At 54.8% G+C, this 17,739-nt stretch carries 14 protein-coding genes; 6 read left to right on the plus strand and 8 right to left on the minus strand.

Features of this window, described 5'->3' with window-relative positions:
• Positions 1 to 19 precede the first annotated feature (19 nt).
• Together acpH and EOS98_RS17095 are read left to right on the plus strand one after the other, a co-directional pair.
• Positions 20 to 601 (plus strand): ACP phosphodiesterase, encoded by a 582-nt coding sequence (acpH, locus tag EOS98_RS17090; RefSeq protein ID WP_126524233.1) that lies wholly within the window; start codon positions 20 to 22, stop codon positions 599 to 601.
• 209 nt (positions 602 to 810) lie between these two features.
• Positions 811 to 1,413: a peroxiredoxin gene (locus tag EOS98_RS17095; protein WP_000244731.1), complete on the plus strand. Its 603-nt coding sequence runs from the start codon at positions 811 to 813 to the stop codon at positions 1,411 to 1,413.
• A gap of 71 nt (positions 1,414 to 1,484) precedes the next feature.
• Here the strand turns inward: EOS98_RS17095 and malZ are convergent, their stop codons facing one another.
• The 5 genes from malZ to phoB all read right to left on the minus strand — a co-directional run bounded on the left by malZ (position 1,485) and on the right by phoB (position 8,691).
• Complete coding sequence (gene malZ, locus EOS98_RS17100; RefSeq protein ID WP_126524234.1) at positions 1,485 to 3,302, minus strand: maltodextrin glucosidase; 1,818 nt, start codon at positions 3,300 to 3,302, stop codon at positions 1,485 to 1,487.
• Between the two features lie 161 nt (positions 3,303 to 3,463).
• A complete protein-coding gene (gene proY, locus EOS98_RS17105; protein ID WP_001555879.1) occupies positions 3,464 to 4,834 on the minus strand; it encodes a proline-specific permease ProY in 1,371 nt (456 codons plus the stop codon).
• Positions 4,835 to 4,908: 74 nt separating this feature from the next.
• Positions 4,909 to 6,228, minus strand: coding sequence for a branched-chain amino acid transporter carrier protein BrnQ (brnQ, locus tag EOS98_RS17110; protein WP_000149625.1), 1,320 nt, complete (start codon positions 6,226 to 6,228; stop codon positions 4,909 to 4,911).
• A 408-nt stretch (positions 6,229 to 6,636) separates the two neighbouring features.
• Positions 6,637 to 7,932, minus strand: coding sequence for a phosphate regulon sensor histidine kinase PhoR (phoR, locus tag EOS98_RS17115; protein ID WP_000893642.1), 1,296 nt, complete (start codon positions 7,930 to 7,932; stop codon positions 6,637 to 6,639).
• 69 nt (positions 7,933 to 8,001) lie between these two features.
• On the minus strand, positions 8,002 to 8,691 hold the full coding sequence (phoB, locus tag EOS98_RS17120) for a phosphate response regulator transcription factor PhoB (protein ID WP_000113921.1): 690 nt from the start codon (positions 8,689 to 8,691) through the stop codon (positions 8,002 to 8,004).
• Between the two features lie 214 nt (positions 8,692 to 8,905).
• Here phoB and sbcD point away from each other — a divergent pair, with 214 nt between their 5' ends.
• The 3 genes from sbcD to araJ all read left to right on the plus strand — a co-directional run bounded on the left by sbcD (position 8,906) and on the right by araJ (position 14,590).
• Entirely contained in the window at positions 8,906 to 10,108 is a 1,203-nt protein-coding gene (gene sbcD / locus EOS98_RS17125) for an exonuclease subunit SbcD (RefSeq protein WP_127821183.1), read from the plus strand.
• Positions 10,105 to 13,245 (plus strand): exonuclease subunit SbcC, encoded by a 3,141-nt coding sequence (sbcC, locus tag EOS98_RS17130; RefSeq protein WP_127821184.1) that lies wholly within the window; start codon positions 10,105 to 10,107, stop codon positions 13,243 to 13,245. The genes sbcD and sbcC overlap by 4 nt, the downstream gene beginning before the upstream one ends.
• A 172-nt stretch (positions 13,246 to 13,417) precedes the next feature.
• Positions 13,418 to 14,590 (plus strand): MFS transporter AraJ, encoded by a 1,173-nt coding sequence (gene araJ / locus EOS98_RS17135; protein ID WP_000755630.1) that lies wholly within the window; start codon positions 13,418 to 13,420, stop codon positions 14,588 to 14,590.
• Positions 14,591 to 14,609: 19 nt separating this feature from the next.
• On the opposite strand, the gene mak is transcribed toward araJ, so the two are convergent.
• Entirely contained in the window at positions 14,610 to 15,518 is a 909-nt protein-coding gene (mak, locus tag EOS98_RS17140) for a fructokinase (protein ID WP_001219277.1), read from the minus strand.
• 125 nt (positions 15,519 to 15,643) lie between these two features.
• Here mak and rdgC point away from each other — a divergent pair, with 125 nt between their 5' ends.
• On the plus strand, positions 15,644 to 16,555 hold the full coding sequence (gene rdgC, locus EOS98_RS17145) for a recombination-associated protein RdgC (protein ID WP_000964305.1): 912 nt from the start codon (positions 15,644 to 15,646) through the stop codon (positions 16,553 to 16,555).
• A 37-nt stretch (positions 16,556 to 16,592) separates the two neighbouring features.
• Here the strand turns inward: rdgC and ppnP are convergent, their stop codons facing one another.
• Together ppnP and EOS98_RS17155 are read right to left on the minus strand one after the other, a co-directional pair.
• Positions 16,593 to 16,877 (minus strand): pyrimidine/purine nucleoside phosphorylase, encoded by a 285-nt coding sequence (ppnP, locus tag EOS98_RS17150; RefSeq protein WP_000941953.1) that lies wholly within the window; start codon positions 16,875 to 16,877, stop codon positions 16,593 to 16,595.
• Positions 16,878 to 16,947: 70 nt separating this feature from the next.
• Positions 16,948 to 17,625, minus strand: a complete 678-nt coding sequence (locus tag EOS98_RS17155) for an AroM family protein (protein ID WP_001276437.1) — start codon at positions 17,623 to 17,625, stop codon at positions 16,948 to 16,950.
• Positions 17,626 to 17,739: the final 114 nt, after the last annotated feature.

Consider the following 17,739-nt stretch of genomic DNA (forward strand, 5'->3'; position numbering starts at 1 on the left):
TTTGGACAGAGAATCAATAATGAATTTTCTTGCTCACCTGCATCTGGCGCACCTTGCCGACAGCTCGCTTTCCGGTAATCTTCTGGCCGATTTTGTCCGCGGTAACCCGGCAACACATTATCCTCCTGACGTGGTAGAGGGTATTTATATGCATCGGCGTATTGACGTCATGACCGACAACCTGCCGGAAGTTCGTGAGGCGCGAGAGTGGTTCCGCCATGAAACGCGGCGCGTGGCGCCCATTACGCTGGACGTCATGTGGGATCATTTTTTATCGCGCCACTGGACGCAAATCTCCCCTGATTTTCCACTTCAGGCGTTTGTCGGCTACGCCCATGCGCAGGTCGCGACGATTCTGCCCGACTCCCCGCCGCGCTTTGTCAACCTGAATGATTATCTTTGGTCAGAAAAATGGTTAGAGCGGTATCGCGATATGGATTTCATTCAAAACGTGCTGAATGGCATGGCGAATCGCCGTCCCCGGCTGGATGCCTTGCGTGATTCCTGGTACGATCTGGACGCGCACTACGACGCGTTAGAAGAGCGCTTCTGGCATTTTTATCCGCGTATGATGGCACTGGCCGCCCGCAAAGCGCTGTGACGGCCTGATAGCGAGGGCGTGCGTCAGATCCGCCGTTGGCAGAAAGATCGTTCGCTGTCATAAAGGGGTCATCATTACGATTTATAATGACCCGATCGATAGGCAAAAGCTGTCTCATTGATTGTCAAGACCGCATTGTTTTGTCGCTTCGCCCTCCCTATACTGCCCGCGTTGCGTTCTAAAACCCTTAATATTGCAGGAGAATTATTATGGTACTGGTTACTCGTCAGGCCCCGGATTTCACCGCTGCGGCGGTACTGGGTAGCGGTGAGATTGTTGATAAATTCAACTTCAAACAGCACACCAATGGTAAAACGACCGTTCTGTTCTTCTGGCCGATGGACTTCACTTTTGTTTGCCCGTCTGAGCTGATCGCCTTTGATAAACGTTATGAAGAATTCCAGAAGCGCGGCGTTGAAGTAGTCGGCGTTTCTTTCGACTCTGAGTTCGTTCACAACGCATGGCGTAACACCCCTGTCGATAAAGGCGGCATTGGCCCGGTGAAATACGCAATGGTCGCCGACGTGAAGCGTGAAATTCAGAAAGCTTACGGTATCGAACATCCGGACGAAGGCGTTGCGCTGCGCGGCTCTTTCCTGATTGACGCTAACGGTATTGTTCGCCACCAGGTCGTAAACGATCTGCCGCTGGGTCGTAATATCGACGAAATGCTGCGTATGGTCGACGCGCTGCAGTTCCACGAAGAGCACGGTGATGTCTGCCCGGCGCAGTGGGAAAAAGGCAAAGAAGGCATGAACGCCTCTCCGGACGGCGTGGCTAAATACCTGGCTGAGAACATTTCCAGCCTGTAAGTCAGTGCATTGATAAAAGGCTCGCGAATGCGAGCCTTTTTTATGCGTGCGGTGTTACGAACCACCTCGCCTCAACGATTCATCCATACGGTCGCGGAAATCGCGGGTAAACTAAGTCTTCCCTCGCGGATGTTACCGCTTCCCGTTTTACATTGCCATCCGGCCACGTTCAGCAACGGCAATGCTTCCAGCGCAACTTCACAGGCCTCGCCCCGGTTAATCGCCACCAGCGCCCGCTGCTGCTGATAAACTCGCACGAATACCACTACGTCACCTTCGGCATACAGCGCCTGGCATCCGCCACGACGCAGCGCCAGACTGCGCTGACGCAGTTTCGCCATACGCTGGTACAGCGCCAGCAAGTTGCCGTCCTGCTTGCGTTCATCCCACGGGAACGGTTTGCGGCACATGGGGTCATTTGCACCGTCCACGCCGACTTCATCGCCGTAATAAATACATGGCACGCCGGGCCAGGTAAACAGCCAGACCACCGCCAGCGGCAGGCGCGCCGCGTCTTTACCCAGCAGAGTTTTAAAGCGCGCAGTATCATGGCTGTCGAGTTGATTAAACATGCGCAGTTGTTGCTGATGTGACAGCCCGGCGCGGTAGTTATCCATCCACGCGATACAGGTCCGGGCATCAATATGCTGTGGTTCGTAAGCGATATCAGTATTGGCGAGAAATCCCCATAGCGGGAAGGTGAAGCCGCGATAATTCATGGCGGCATCTTCCGCATCGGCCTGTAGCCACTGCCGCGCATCGCCGAAATGTTCCCCCACAATATAGGCTTCGGGCTGCGCTTCTTTTGCCGCCCGGGTAATGCCGGCGACGTGCTGCAAATTGTGGCGCGCCCCGCCCGCCTCGCCCAGCATATGTACGACATCCAGCCGCCAGCCGTCCATATTCCACGGTGCCTTTAGCCAGTGACGAACGATACTGTCCTCACCGCGATAGATCTCATCCACCAGCGTTTCTGATTGATAATCGAGTTTCGGCAGGCTCGGATAACCCAGCCAGTCCAGCGCCACGCCTTGTGGTGAAAAGGAGTACCAGTCGCGCCACGGCGAGTCCGGGTGATGGCACGCGCCGCCAGTGCTGCGGTTATGCCTGTCAAACCACGCATGCGAGTCGCCACTATGATTAAACACGCCATCCAGCACCAGCCTCATGCCCTGCGTCTGGGTTTCACGCCGCAGGCGTAGCAGCGCCCGATCGCCGCCAAATTGCGGATCGACATGGCGATAATCTTCCGTGTCGTACTTATGGACGCTCGGCGCGGTAAATACCGGATTCAGATATAGCGCTGTGACGCCCAGTTTTTTCAGATACGGCAGCTTCTCACAAATGCCATTCAGACAGCCGCCGTAAAAGGTGGAACCGCCCGCCAGGGGGGTTAAAGGATCGTCCCAGTCGCGCAGCACAATCTCCTGACCTGCGGCATGATGGTAATACACCCGGTCCTGATCGGCTTCACGCGTCGCGCTGCGGGCAAAACGATCCGGGAAGATCTGATAAAAAATTTGATCGGCGACCCACTGCGGGCCGCTGTCCGGAACATCAACGGCAAATTGTTCCAGACGCGCCGGTGGGAAGCGGTTAAATCCCTGCGGCGTAAACCAAAGCTGGCGGTCGTGCCAAAGCAATTTAAAGCTGTAACGGCGACGGGGTTGCCCTAACGCGATATTGAGCGTCGCTCGCCACGCCGTCACGCCCGGCTGCGGCTGGCGGCGCTGTTTGCGCATCGCCAGTGAGATTTCTTCATTATCGAATTCTGAGCGCAACGTCACGCGAGACGGCGGATTTTCTCCGCTCAGCCACAGCGTAATGGTTAATTTATCGTTATGTTGCTTCACAAATGGGGCAACCGGTAAGTGCCAGGCATTCAACATCTCGTATCCCCTCTACTGAAAATGGGGCCACCTTGCCATAGAGATTTAAAGGATAACTCATCATCCAGGGGTTTATTAGGGGAGGAGGCTCCAGGAGGAGAAGCGGCTCCGCTTATCCGGTCTACCGTTGCCTGCAGACCGGATAAGGCAGAGAAAAACGACTACGCCTGCGCCAATTGACGGTCGCGACGGCGTTTAAATATCCAGCCAATCAACAGCAGAACTATCCAGGCGAAGCCCACATACAGTGAGATGCGGGTATCCGGATGGTAGCCGATAAGCGCAATAATGAAGACCAGGAAAATCAACCCCGCTATCGTCGTTACGACACCGCCCGGCACCTTAAACTTCAGCGCTTTTACCTCTTCCGGCGGTAAACGACGACGGAAGGCGATTTGCGACAGCAGGATCATAATCCATACCCATACCGTCGCAAACGTCGCCAGCGAAGCAATCACCAGGAAGACGTTTTCCGGCATGATGTAGTTCAGGTAAACCGCAAACAGCAGCGCAATCGTCATCACCAGCACAGTAACCCACGGAATACCACGGCGTGACGTTTTGGCAAAGACTTTCGGCGCGCTCCCCTGCTCCGCCATACCATGCAGCATACGGCCTACGCCAAACACATCAGAGTTGATAGCGGAAAGCGAGGCGGTCAATACCACAAAGTTCAGAATGCTGGCGGCAAAGGTAATCCCCATATGCTGGAACGTCAGCACAAATGGGCTGCCGTTTGTGCCGACCTGATTCCACGGATAGATAGACATAATGACGAACAGCGTGCCGACATAAAATACCAGGATACGCATCGGTACTGAGTTAATGGCGCGCGGAATGGATTTCTCCGGGTCTTTCGCTTCCCCGGCGGTGATACCGATAATCTCAATCCCGCCGTAAGCGAACATCACCATTTGCAGCGACATGATCATTCCCAGCCAGCCATTGCTGAAGAAGCCGCCGTTACTCCAAAGGTTATGAATGCCGGTCGGCTGCCCGCCGTTGCCAATTCCCCACACAATGATGCCGATACCCGCGACAATCATGATAATAATGGTGGCGACTTTGAAGAAGGAGAACCAAAACTCCAGCTCGCCGAACACCTTGACGCTCATCAGGTTGATGGCGCAAATGATCAGCACCACGCTAAGCACCCAAATCCAGTGCGGCACGGCGGGGAACCAGACCCCCATATAAATGCCGAACGCGGTCACGTCGGCAATGGCGACGATCAGGATCTCAAAACAGTAGGTCCAGCCGGTAATGTAGCCCGCAAGCGGGCCGAGGTTTTCTTGCGCATAGCGCGAAAATGAGCTGGCGGCAGGGTTGTGAACGGACATTTCCCCCAATGCGCGCATAATGATATATGCCGCGACCCCGCCAATAATATAGGCCAACAGCACGCTCGGCCCCGCCATTTTGATGGCGTCCGCCGAGCCGTAAAACAGGCCGGTGCCGATTGCCGAACCTAATGCCATAAAGCGAATGTGCCGGGTGCTCAGCCCACGCTTTAGCTTATTATTGCTTTCCATCAATTTCTGACCTATCAACACAATAAAAAACCACGGGGCGTTAAGCCCCGTGGTGTACACATATGTCAGCGATTTTAGTGAGCGCTGGAGGTCACCTGCCGACCCGCCGCGCGATCCCAGATAATCGCCAGGATCACCATCACCACCGTTGGCATCAACCACGCCAGTCCCTGTTCCGCCAGCGGTAAACGCTGACTCCAGGCTGGCAGCATATCGCCAAAGGCAGATGCTTTGATGCCGTCAAGGATACCAAAAAGCAGACTGATAAACATGGCCGGCGCGATGATGCGGGTGGAATTATGCCACCATGAGCGGGTAAAACTTAATACAACCAGTGCGATACACGGCGGATAGATAGCCGTCAGCACCGGAATGGAGATTTGAATCAGATGGCTCAGTCCGAGGTTTGACACCACCATAGAGAAGCCGCCGAGAATAAAGACCAGCGTGCGGTAAGACAGCGGAATATACTGCGCGAAAAACTCAGCGCAGGCGCAGGTCAACCCCACCGCCGTCACCAGACACGCGATAAAGATCAGCGCCGCCAGCAGGAAGCTTCCCGCGCCGCCAAAGGTATGCTGAACGTAGGCATGAAGAATCGCCGCGCCGTTCGCTGACTGATCGACCAGCGTCGCGCTATCAGAACCTAAGCGGAACAAGGCAAGGTAAAGCAGCGTCAGCCCCACACCCGCCATCAGGCCGGCCCAGACCGTGTAACGCGTCAACAGGCGCGCTTCGGTCACGCCGCGAGAACGCGCCGCGTTCACAATAACGATACCAAACACCATCGCGCCAAGCGTATCCATCGTCAGATAGCCGTTCACAAATCCGTTAGAAAAGGCCGCATTCTGATAAGCGTCCAGGGCGTTGCTGATTGGGCCGGCAGGCCAAACGATAGCCGCGACGGAAAGGATGACCAGCGCAATAATTTTCAACGGCGCCAGGAAATTCCCTACCGTATCCAGCAGCTTACCCGGATAGAGGGAAACCAGAATAACGATAGCGAAATAGACCACGCTGTAAATCAGCAACGGCATTGCAGAATCGCCGGTCAACGGAGCGATACCGACCTCAAACGACACCGTCGCGGTACGCGGCGTCGCAAATAACGGCCCGACGGCCAGATAGCAAACGGTCGCCAGCAGGAGTCCCGCCACTTTACCAATCGGCGTACTGAGGCTGTCTACCCCGCCGCCGACTTTCGCCAGCGCCACAACAGTAAGAACCGGTAGCCCCACGGCGGTAATCAGAAAGCCAATAGCGGCTGTCCAGACGTGTTCACCCGCCTGCAAACCGACCATAGGAGGAAAGATAATATTGCCTGCGCCAACGAACAGCGCAAATGTCATAAAGCCCAGGGCGATGATATCGCGCGATTTTAACTGATGGGTCATAAAGTCTTACTGCCTGTGGATGGTGATGTTGTAAACATTAAAATTTTTGCCTTTCCCGGAGGATTATAAAGCGGCGTTTTTTATCAATTTCAGCGGGAAAAGCTCCCGGACCGATGCGGCGAAGAATTGTTTTTCGATTTACCGCGCAAATGCAGTCGTAATGACAGCACCTGAAGCGCAATTTAAACGCTTATAACGTTTTAAAGCAAGGTGGGATCTAAAAACCAGATGAATATAGCGATATGAAATTTACAACCAGAATAAAACACCATTCTCATGAAAAAGTTATGGCTAATCATGCGAACAAAAAATCACCAAACGTTGAATGTTTCAACGAGCCCGTCTTAACTGCAAAGAAAATAAGCCAGCATCCGCTGGCTTATGGAAAGTTATACTTACGAAAGGCAATTAATCGCTATTTTTGGCAATTAAACGTTCCGGCAGCACAAAGCTAAATCGCGTTCCTTTGCCAGGCGAACTGTCGATTTCAAGGCGGCTTTCATGGTGATTCAACGCATGTTTCACAATCGCCAATCCCAGGCCGCTGCCGCCCGTTTGCCGCGAACGCGCTTTATCGACACGGTAGAAGCGTTCGGTCAGACGAGGAATATGCTCGGCAGCAATCCCCGGACCGTTATCTTGAATGCAAAATTCAGCGCCATGCGCGGCACGTCGCCAGCTCACCGTAATATGCGTTCCCGCCGGCGTATGGTTTACCGCGTTATACACCAGGTTTGAGATCGCGCTACGTAGCTGCTCTTCATTGCCCAGAACGCTAAGACTATCGTCGACCTCAAACGTAAAGGTATGTTTCTGCTGGCTGAGCGTCTGCGCTTCACGCTCCACGACCCGCAGCATCATCGGTACATCCACTTTTTCATTTAATAACAGCGCCGGGGCCGCCTCAATTTTAGACAGCGTAAGCAGTTGTTTTACCAGCCCTTCCATACGATACGTTTGCTCGCGCATCGTATGCAGCGCTTTCTCTCGCGTCGCCCCTTCCAGCGCCTGTTCCTGCATCATTTCCAGATAGCCTTGCAATACCGTCAAGGGCGTACGCAATTCATGGCTAACGTTGGCGAAAAAGTTACGTCTGGCGCCTTCAAGCTGATGCATTTGCGTCACATCGCGCGCCACCATCAGGAGTTGTTTATCGGTATAAGGCATGACGCGGATCTCCAGATGCCGCCCGGTATTGAGCACCAAATGAAGCGGACGGGTGAAATCACGCGTTTTTAAATACTGGGTAAACTCCGGATAACGCAGTAGATTGAGAATATTCTGCCCGTTGTCATCCGGCCAGCGTAGCCCCAGTATCTGTTGCGCCAAACCGTTACACCAAAAAATGCCGCCCTCTTCTGTGGTCAGTACCACGGCATCAGGCAGCGACTCCGCGCCGCTGCGAAAACGTTTAATCAAGTTCCCCAGTTCGCGACGACGCTTCTTATTTCGCAACTGCATCTGGTGTAAACCGTATAACAGCGGTTCCCAACTTCCCCGTCCCGGCGGCGGCGTCATACTTCTGTCGACCCAAAGCCACCAGGAAAGACGTAATAAATTCCAGAAATGCCAGACAAGCAGTCCCGTCACCGCCGCCAGTAAAAACCACGGCAGATAACCAAAAAAAGCGCTAAGGATAAGCGCGGGGATGCAACAGAGCACCAGCTCCAGCACCAGCCTTTTCCATGACAGCCGTTCCAGCACGCGTCATACTCCCTCAAGAATGGAAAGCCTTCTCCGCCAGAAACCTGTGTTCTACTGGCGGAAAAGGCATTAAAAGCGGGTCGAAAAACGATACCCTGTCCCGCGTACCGTTTGCACCATCCGGTCGTGGCCGCTGTGCTCCAGCGCCTTACGCAAACGGCGAATATGCACGTCGACCGTCCGGTCTTCAACGTACACATTGGTGCCCCAGACATGATTGAGTAGCTGCTCGCGACTGTAAACCCGTTCCGGGTGCGTCATAAAGAAATGGAGTAATTTAAATTCGGTCGGCCCCATATCCAGCGGGCTGTCGCCGGTCATCACGCGGTGAGAGCCAGGATCAAGGCTCAGTCCCTGCATCTCGATCACCTCTTCGACCGCCATCGGCGAGATACGCCGCATAACGGCTTTAATGCGCGCCACCAACTCCTTGGGGGAAAACGGCTTGGTAATGTAATCGTCAGCGCCGGTTTCCAGCCCGCGCACACGATCTTCTTCCTCACCTCTTGCGGTCAGCATAACCACAGGAATATCCCGGGTCATGGCTTCACGTTTGAGATGTTTAATAAACTGTAACCCTGACCCGCCGGGCAACATCCAGTCAAGAAGGATGAGATCCGGCCAGGGTTCATTAAGTTTATTCACCGCACTGTCATAATCTTCGGCTTCTACGGGCTGAAAGCCATTTTGTTCGAGCACGAAGCACACCATTTCACGGATCGGCGCCTCATCTTCTACGACCAGAATACGTCTCGCCATAATTTGCCCTGTTAGTCGTTAGTTATCAATGCCGCGCCATTATGCGTCAGATTTATGACAGATTTATGAAAAAAAAAGGCGGCATTGATAGCATGTTGATGATTTATGACACCGGTGAAACCGTGCATTACCGTGTACCGGCGGTAAATTGCGCCCAAAAATGGAAGGGATGACGTGTATAATCCCGTTCACGCTTTTTTTGCATGGAACAATTATGCGCATCCTCCACACCTCTGACTGGCATCTGGGACAAAATTTCTACAGTAAAAGCCGCGCCGCGGAGCATCAGGCTTTTCTGGACTGGCTGCTGGAGACCGCGCAGACCCATCAGGTGGATGCCATTATTGTCGCTGGCGATATTTTTGATACCGGTTCGCCGCCAAGCTATGCCCGAGAACTTTATAACCGTTTCGTCGTTAATTTACAGCAAACGGGCTGTCATCTGGTGGTGCTGGCCGGTAATCATGATTCCGTCGCCACGCTAAACGAATCGCGCGACATTCTGGCGTTTCTCAATACAACCGTGATCGCCAGCGCGGGCTATGCGCCGCGGCTACTTCATCGTCGCGACGGTTCTCCGGGCGCCGTACTGTGCCCCATTCCCTTTTTGCGCCCGCGCGACATTATTACCAGTCAGGCGGGGTTATCCGGCAACGAGAAACAGCAGCAACTTCTTCATGCGATTGCCGATTATTATCAACAGCAGCATCAGGAAGCGTGCCAGCTACGCGGCGAACGAAAGCTGCCGGTTATCGCGACGGGACATTTAACCACCGTCGGCGCCAGCAAAAGCGATGCGGTTCGCGACATTTATATCGGTACGCTGGATGCCTTTCCGGCGCAGCATTTCCCCCCCGCGGATTATATCGCATTGGGACACATTCACCGCGCGCAATGTGTCGGCGGCACAGAGCATATCCGCTATTGCGGCTCGCCCATCGCCCTCAGCTTTGATGAGTGCGGCAAAAGCAAATGCGTGCATCTGGTGACCTTCGAGCAGGGAAAATGGCAAAGTACCGAAAGTCTGGCTGTCCCCGTGACTCAACCGTTGGCGGTTTTAAAAGGCGACCTGGCGTCAATTACCGAACAGCTTGAGCAGTGGCGCGGCGTTGAGCAATCGCCCCCCGTCTGGCTGGATATTGAAATCACCACCGATGATTATCTGCACGATATCCAACGCAGAATACAGACATTAACGGAGTCACTCCCCGTAGAGGTATTACTGGTGCGCCGTAGCCGCGAACAGCGTGAGCGCTCGCTGGCGAACGAGCGGCGGGAAACATTAAGCGAGCTTAGCGTGGAAGAGGTTTTTGCGCGGCGTCTGGCGCTGGAAGCGTTAGATACCCCGCAGCGCGAGCGCCTGAATCAGCTCTTTTCCAGCACGCTCTACGCGTTGAATGAGGAGCACGAGGCATGAAAATTCTCAGTTTGCGTCTGAAAAACCTGAACTCGCTGAAAGGAGAATGGAAGGTCGACTTTACCGCCGAACCGTTTGCCAGTAACGGGTTATTCGCTATTACCGGCCCGACCGGCGCGGGAAAAACCACCTTGCTTGACGCCATCTGCCTGGCGCTGTACCACGAAACGCCGCGCCTGAATACGGTATCGCAATCGCAAAACGATTTGATGACGCGCGATACAGCGGAATGTCTGGCCGAAGTGGAGTTCGAGGTAAAAGGCGAAGCCTGGCGCGCGTTCTGGAGCCAGAACCGAGCCCGAAATCAGCCTGACGGCAATCTCCAGGCCCCACGCGTGGAGCTGGCGCGGTGTTCAGACGGAAAGATCTTTGCCGATAAGGTAAAGGATAAACTGGAGATGATCGCCACGTTGACCGGGCTGGACTACGGGCGCTTCACCCGTTCGATGTTGTTATCACAGGGGCAGTTCGCCGCCTTTCTTAACGCCAAAGCGAAAGAGCGCGCAGAGCTTCTGGAGGAGCTCACCGGCACTGAGATTTACGGGCAGATCTCCGCACAGGTATTTGAAAAACATAAATCAGCCCGTCTCGAACTGGAAAAGTTACAAGCGCAGGCCAGCGGCGTCGCCCTATTGGCGGACGAACAGTTACAGCAACTGGAAGCCAGTTTGCAGGCGCTTACTGACGAAGAGAAACGCCTGCTGGCCGACCAGCAGGTACAGCAGCAGCACCTTCACTGGCTGACCCGAAAAAACGAGCTCCACACTGAATTACACGCCCGGCAGCAGGCGCTGTACGCAGCGCAAGAGGCGCGAGAAAAAGCGCAGCCGCAGCTCGCGGCGTTGACACTGGCGCAACCTGCTCGCCAGTTGCGCCCGCACTGGGAGCGCATTCAGGAACAAACCCGCGCCGTTGAGCGTGTTCGCCAGCACAGTGATGAAGTGAATGCTCGCTTACAAAGCGCATATCGCCTGCGCCAGCGTATCCGCGCCTGCGCGCATCGACAATTCACGCAACTGAACGCCACAGGGCAGCGGTTGAAGACATGGCTGGCGGAACACGACGGCATCCGCGTCTGGCGCAGCGAACTGGCGGGGTGGCGAGCATTATTAACACAACAATCCCACGATCGGGCGCAACTGAGCCAATGGCAACAGCAGTTGCTGAGCGATACGCGTCAGCGTGATGCGCTACCGCCGCTCACGCTCGACCTCACGCCACAGGCGCTGGCGGAAGCCAGGGCATTGCATACCCGGCAGCGTCCGCTACGCCATCGTCTCGCCGCGCTTCAGGGGCAAATTCTCCCGAAACAAAAGCGTCAGGCGCAGCTACAGGCAGCTATCGCGCGTCATCATCAGGAGCAGGCGCAATACACCCAACGTCTGGCGGATAAGCGTTTGAGTTATAAGACTAAAGCGCAGGAGCTTGCGGACGTTCGCACTATTTGCGAGCAGGAGGCGCGCATCAAAGATCTGGAAAGCCAGCGGGCGCACTTACAGTCCGGCCAGCCGTGTCCGCTTTGCGGCTCGACGACGCACCCCGCCATCGCCGCCTATCAGGCGCTGGAACTGAGCGCGAATCAAACCCGCCGCGACGCGCTGGAAAAAGAGGTCAAAACGCTGGCGGAAGAAGGCGCGGCGCTGCGAGGACAGTTAGATGCCTTAACGCAACAATTACAGCGGGATGAAAGCGAGGCGCAGTCGTTGTTGCAGGAGGAGCAAGCGCTTACTGAGGAATGGCAAACGCTATGCGCTACGCTGGGCGTTCAGCTCCAGCCGCAAGAAGACCTCGCGGGCTGGCTGGCCGCCGCGGAAGAGCATGAGCAACAGTTGGATCAGCTCAGCCAGCGTCATGCTCTACAAACGCAAATCGCGGCGCATACTGAACAGGTAGCGCGCTTTACCGCGCAGATTGCGCAGCGTCAGGCGTCGCTGACGGCTGATTTGGCGCAGTATACACTTTCCCTTCCAGCGCCAGAAGACGAAGCCTCATGGCTGAATGAGCGCGCCGACGAAGCGAAAATATGGCAACAGCGTCAGACAGAGTTCGCGGATTTGCAAACGCAGATCGACAGGCTTGCCCCGTTGCTGGAGACGCTACCGCAAACGGATACCGCGGATTCCGACGACGACGTGCCGCTGGATAACTGGCGGCAGACGCATGATGAGTGCGTGTCATTACAAAGCCAGTTGCAAACCCTGCAGGAACAGACGACGCAGGAACAGCAGCGCGCCGCCGAGGCGATAGCGCACTTTGATGCGGCGTTAAAAAATAGCCCGTTTGACAGCCAGGCAACGTTCCTGGCGGCGTTGCTGGATGAAGAGACCGTGACCCGTCTGGAAAAACAACAACAAACGCTGGAAAGTCAGCTACAACAAGCGAAGGCGTTAAGCGCGCAGTCCGCGCAGGCGCTGGCTGACCATCAGCAACAGCCACCCGCCGGTCTGGACCCAACGTGTACGGAGGAGCAGCTCGCGCAGCGGCTGGCGCAGTTGGCGCAACAACTGCGCGAAAACACGACACGCCAGGGGGAAATCCGCCAGCAAATTAAACAGGATGCAGATAATCGGCAGCGCCAACGGGCGCTGATGGCGGAAATGAAGCAAACCTCTCAGCAAGTGGAAGACTGGGGCTATCTCAATGCGCTGATCGGCTCTAAAGAAGGTGATAAGTTCCGCAAATTCGCCCAGGGACTGACGCTGGATAATCTGGTCTGGCTGGCGAATCATCAGCTCACCCGCCTGCATGGCCGCTATTTATTGCAGCGCAAAGCCAGCGACGCGCTGGAACTGGAGGTTGTCGATACCTGGCAGGCCGACGCCGTGCGCGATACGCGAACGTTATCAGGCGGCGAAAGCTTCCTGGTCAGCCTGGCGCTGGCGCTGGCGTTATCAGATTTGGTCAGCCATAAAACGCGCATTGATTCTTTGTTCCTCGACGAAGGCTTCGGCACGCTTGATAGCGAAACGCTGGACGCCGCGCTGGATGCGCTCGACGCGCTGAATGCCAGCGGGAAGACCATCGGTGTGATTAGCCATGTGGAAGCCATGAAAGAACGAATCCCCGTGCAGATAAAAGTGAAAAAAATCAATGGGCTTGGTTATAGCAAACTGGACAAAGCGTTTGCTGTGGAGTAACGCGAGTGTCATCCTGCGCACAGCATACTGTCATGACATAGCATAATAATGAATACACAAAGACGGATAAGGAATGGTATTACCTCGCGCTTATCCGCAAGCTATACGTTGATTGGCTGTGACAATTCACAGCCACAGCGCGCAACATGCGCCTTTATTTTCGGCAGGTGGTATGAAAAAAGTTATTTTTTCTTTGGCGCTGGGTACGTTCGGACTGGGGATGGCCGAGTTTGGCATTATGGGCGTGCTGACGGAGCTGGCGCGCGATGTCGGAATAACGATTCCCGCCGCCGGGCATATGATCTCGTTTTATGCCTTCGGCGTCGTGCTGGGCGCGCCTGTTATGGCGCTCTTTTCCAGCCGCTTTTCGCTTAAACATATACTGCTGTTTCTGGTCACGCTGTGCGTGATGGGCAATGCCATATTTACCTTTTCCTCGTCATATCTGATGCTCGCCGTCGGCAGACTGGTTTCCGGCTTTCCGCACGGTGCCTTTTTTGGCGTCGGCGCCATTGTCCTGTCAAAGATTATCCGCCCCGGGAAAGTCACCGCCGCCGTCGCGGGTATGGTTTCAGGAATGACGGTGGCGAATCTGGTGGGCATTCCGGTCGGCACTTACCTGAGCCAGGAATTTAGCTGGCGCTACACCTTTTTATTGATCGCGGTTTTCAACATCGCCGTGCTCACCGCAATTTTCTTCTGGGTGCCGGATATTCGCGACAAAGCCCAAGGCAGCCTGCGCGAGCAGTTCCACTTCTTGCGTAGTCCCGCGCCGTGGCTCATTTTCGCCGCCACGATGTTCGGCAATGCGGGCGTTTTTGCCTGGTTCAGCTATATCAAGCCATTTATGATGTACATCTCCGGTTTTTCGGAGACGAGCATGACGTTTATTATGATGCTGGTCGGGCTGGGGATGGTGTTAGGCAATCTGTTAAGCGGCAAACTCTCCGGCAGATATACGCCGCTGCGCATCGCGGTAGTGACTGACCTCGTTATCGTGCTCTCTCTCATGGCGCTCTTTTTCTTCAGCGGATACAAAACGGCATCGCTGACTTTCGCGTTTATCTGCTGCGCTGGTCTGTTTGCGCTCTCTGCGCCGCTGCAAATCCTGCTACTGCAAAACGCCAAAGGCGGCGAACTGCTGGGCGCGGCGGGAGGGCAAATCGCGTTTAATCTCGGTAGCGCGATTGGCGCCTGGTGCGGCGGGCTGATGCTGACGCTAGGTTTTGCGTACCACTATGTGGCGCTTCCCGCCGCCCTGCTCTCGTTTTCCGCCATGTCGTCGTTGCTGGTATACGGACGTCTAAAACACAAGCAGCCATCGGTCACGCCGGTTGCCGGATGACGCCATCCGGCTAAAAACGTTACGCCAGCGGCCACAGCCAGGCCGCGCCGCGCACGCCGCTCGAATCGCCATGCCGCGCCTTACGTACCGGCGTCTCGCACTCGCCGCCAAAAACAAACGATTTCATCAGCGACGGAACCGTCTTGTACAGGCGCTCAACATTGCTCATACCGCCGCCCAGCACAATGACATCCGGATCCAGAATATTCACGACATGAGATAATGCTTTCGCCAGCCGCAGCTCATAACGGCTTAACGCCAGTTCCGCCACGGCGTCCTGCGCGTCGACCAGACGAATAATCTCATCGCCTTTTAGCGCGTTACCGCTCAAACGCTGGTAATCCGTGGCAAATCCCGTACCGGAAATAAAGGTTTCGATACAGCCTTGTTTACCGCAATAACAGGGAATTTCTTCGCGGTAACGCAACTCATCGTCATCCATCCACGGCAACGGATTGTGGCCCCATTCACCTGCCGTACCGTTGCCGCCGATGTGCGCCCGGCCATTTAGCGCTACGCCCGCGCCACACCCGGTACCGATAATCACCGCAAATACCGTTTGCGCCCCCGCCGCCGCGCCATCCACCGCCTCTGATACCGCCAGGCAATTGGCATCGTTGGCTAACCGCACTTCACGCTTCAGACGACGGCTCACATCGCTATCGAACGGCTGGCCGTTAAGCCACGTAGAGTTAGCGTTTTTCACCACGCCGGTGTAAGGCGAGAGAGAACCGGGAATGCCAATGCCGACGCTACCGGTCTGGCCGGTCGCCTGTTCCGCCATGTCGACCAGCGTAGCGATGGTTTCTATCGTTTGCTGATAATCCTCCCGCGGCGTAGGCAGACGATGGCGAAACCGCTGCTCTCCTGCATCATCAAGCGCAATGACTTCCGTTTTTGTGCCGCCTAAATCGATACCAATACGCACATACCGCTCCTCATTTTTTGGGAATATCAACAGGGTAGAATTCACCGTTCTGATTGGCAATGCAAGCCTGCCGACAATTCGTTACTATACCGCCTGGATTTAACGACAAGGCCGTGGAAATTATCATGCTGTGGTTCAAAAATTTAATGGTTTACCGTCTTAGCCGCGATATTACATTACGCGCCGAAGAGATGGAGAAACAGCTCGCCTCAATGACGTTTACCCCATGCGGTAGCCAGGATATGGCCAAAATGGGCTGGGTTCCGCCGATGGGCTCTCACAGCGATGCGTTAACGCACACCGCCAATGGCCAAATTATTATTTGCGCGCGCAAAGAAGAGAAAATCCTGCCATCGCCAGTGATCAAACAGGCTCTGGAGGCGAAAATCCAGAAACTGGAAGCCGATCAGGGACGCAAGCTGAAGAAGACGGAAAAAGATTCCCTGAAGGATGAAGTGTTGCATTCGTTGCTGCCGCGCGCGTTTAGCCGCTTCAGTCAGACAATGATGTGGATTGATACCGTTAACGGCCTGATTATGGTTGACTGCGCCAGCGCGAAAAAAGCGGAAGATACTTTGGCGCTACTGCGTAAAAGTCTTGGCTCGCTGCCGGTCGTCCCGCTGGCGCTGGAAAATCCGATTGAGCTGACGCTCACCGAGTGGGTGCGCTCCGGTACGGTCGCTCAGGGTTTCCAGTTGCTGGACGAAGCCGAATTGAAAGCGATGCTGGAAGATGGCGGCGTGATCCGCGCGAAAAAGCAGGATCTGGTCAGCGACGAGATCGCCGTTCATATTGAAGCGGGTAAAGTGGTCACGAAGCTGGCGCTCGACTGGCAGCAGCGTATTCAATTCGTCATGTGCGACGACGGCTCCATTAAGCGTCTGAAATTCTGCGATGAGCTGCGCGATCAGAACGAAGATATCGACCGGGAAGATTTTGCCCAACGTTTTGACGCGGACTTTATCCTGATGACCGGAGAGCTGGCGGCGCTGATTCAAAGCCTGGTGGAAGGATTAGGCGGCGAAGCGCAGCGCTAACCAGAGGGTCCCTCTCCGCCGGAGAGGGGACTCACCGTTACAAATAGCGGCACAGATACGAGGTGGGCTCAGCAACCTGTAGATGAAACTCACTGTGGCCAGGCACGTTAAACACCTCACCGGCTGTATACACTTTCCATTCGACAGTTCCCGGCAACAGTACCTTCAACGCGCCGCTCACAACCGTCATCTCTTCGGGTTCGGCGGTGCCAAATGTATACTCCCCTTCCGCCATCACACCAACGCTGGCCCGGCCGGTGCTACTGCTGGTAAATCCAATAGACTTCACTTTCCCGGAAAAGTATTCATTGCTTTGTAGCATAATCAGGCCCCGTCTCATTATTAAATTAACACCCAATATAGAGTCCTGACGTTCGGCCTGTCACGTAAAATTAGACAAGCAGTTCTGAAGCTAACCGCGCAATCAAAACGTTAGAGAGTAAAACCGGCACATCCAGCGCTTGCTGTAAAATATCCCGATGACGCTGATGAAAACCCAGACAATCCAGCATAATGACGTCCGCGCCTTGATCCAGTAGCGCCTGCCCGGCATCAATTAACTGTTGCTCAGAACCGTGAACCGGATTCGCCAGCGAATACACCGGCGGCATTTGCAATACCTGCCATTTTTTCTCCTGGGCCGCCAGAAGTTCTGCAACAGGCACAATCACGCCCACCTGATGCCCATCCACAATAGAGGCGACAAGCGGTGGAATAATACGCAGCGGTTCAAGCAAAATAGAATTACGGGCTGCCATACTTTTAATCGCCGCGGTGCTCATCAGTATAATGACATCGTAACCCTGGTTATCCAGCACCTCGACAACGCTCTGTAAATCTCGCTCCACTTTCTGGCGGGAAACATGGGCTATCTGGTTATCATTCAGCAACGTCAAAAGCGGATCGTCGCCAGGCTCTACAGCGTAATCCGCCATAACGTCTTCCCGGCTCATTTTTCCCAGCAGGCTATGATGGGTGATGTGTTGTTCGTCGATGTATTCCGTCAGAAGCGGTAACACTTCGCTCATTGGCACAACGCCGATTGTGAGGATTGCCAACGACGCACTCATTTTTATTCCACCTTATTACTTCGTCGTAATTCCCGGGCAAATATTCACACGCTCACCGCGCTACCTGCCCTACAAATCTCAGAAAGCGTAGCAGCAGATGAGCAACGTATTGTG

Source organism: Salmonella sp. SSDFZ69 (assembly GCF_004010755.1).
Classification (GTDB): Bacteria; Pseudomonadota; Gammaproteobacteria; order Enterobacterales; family Enterobacteriaceae; genus Salmonella; species Salmonella enterica.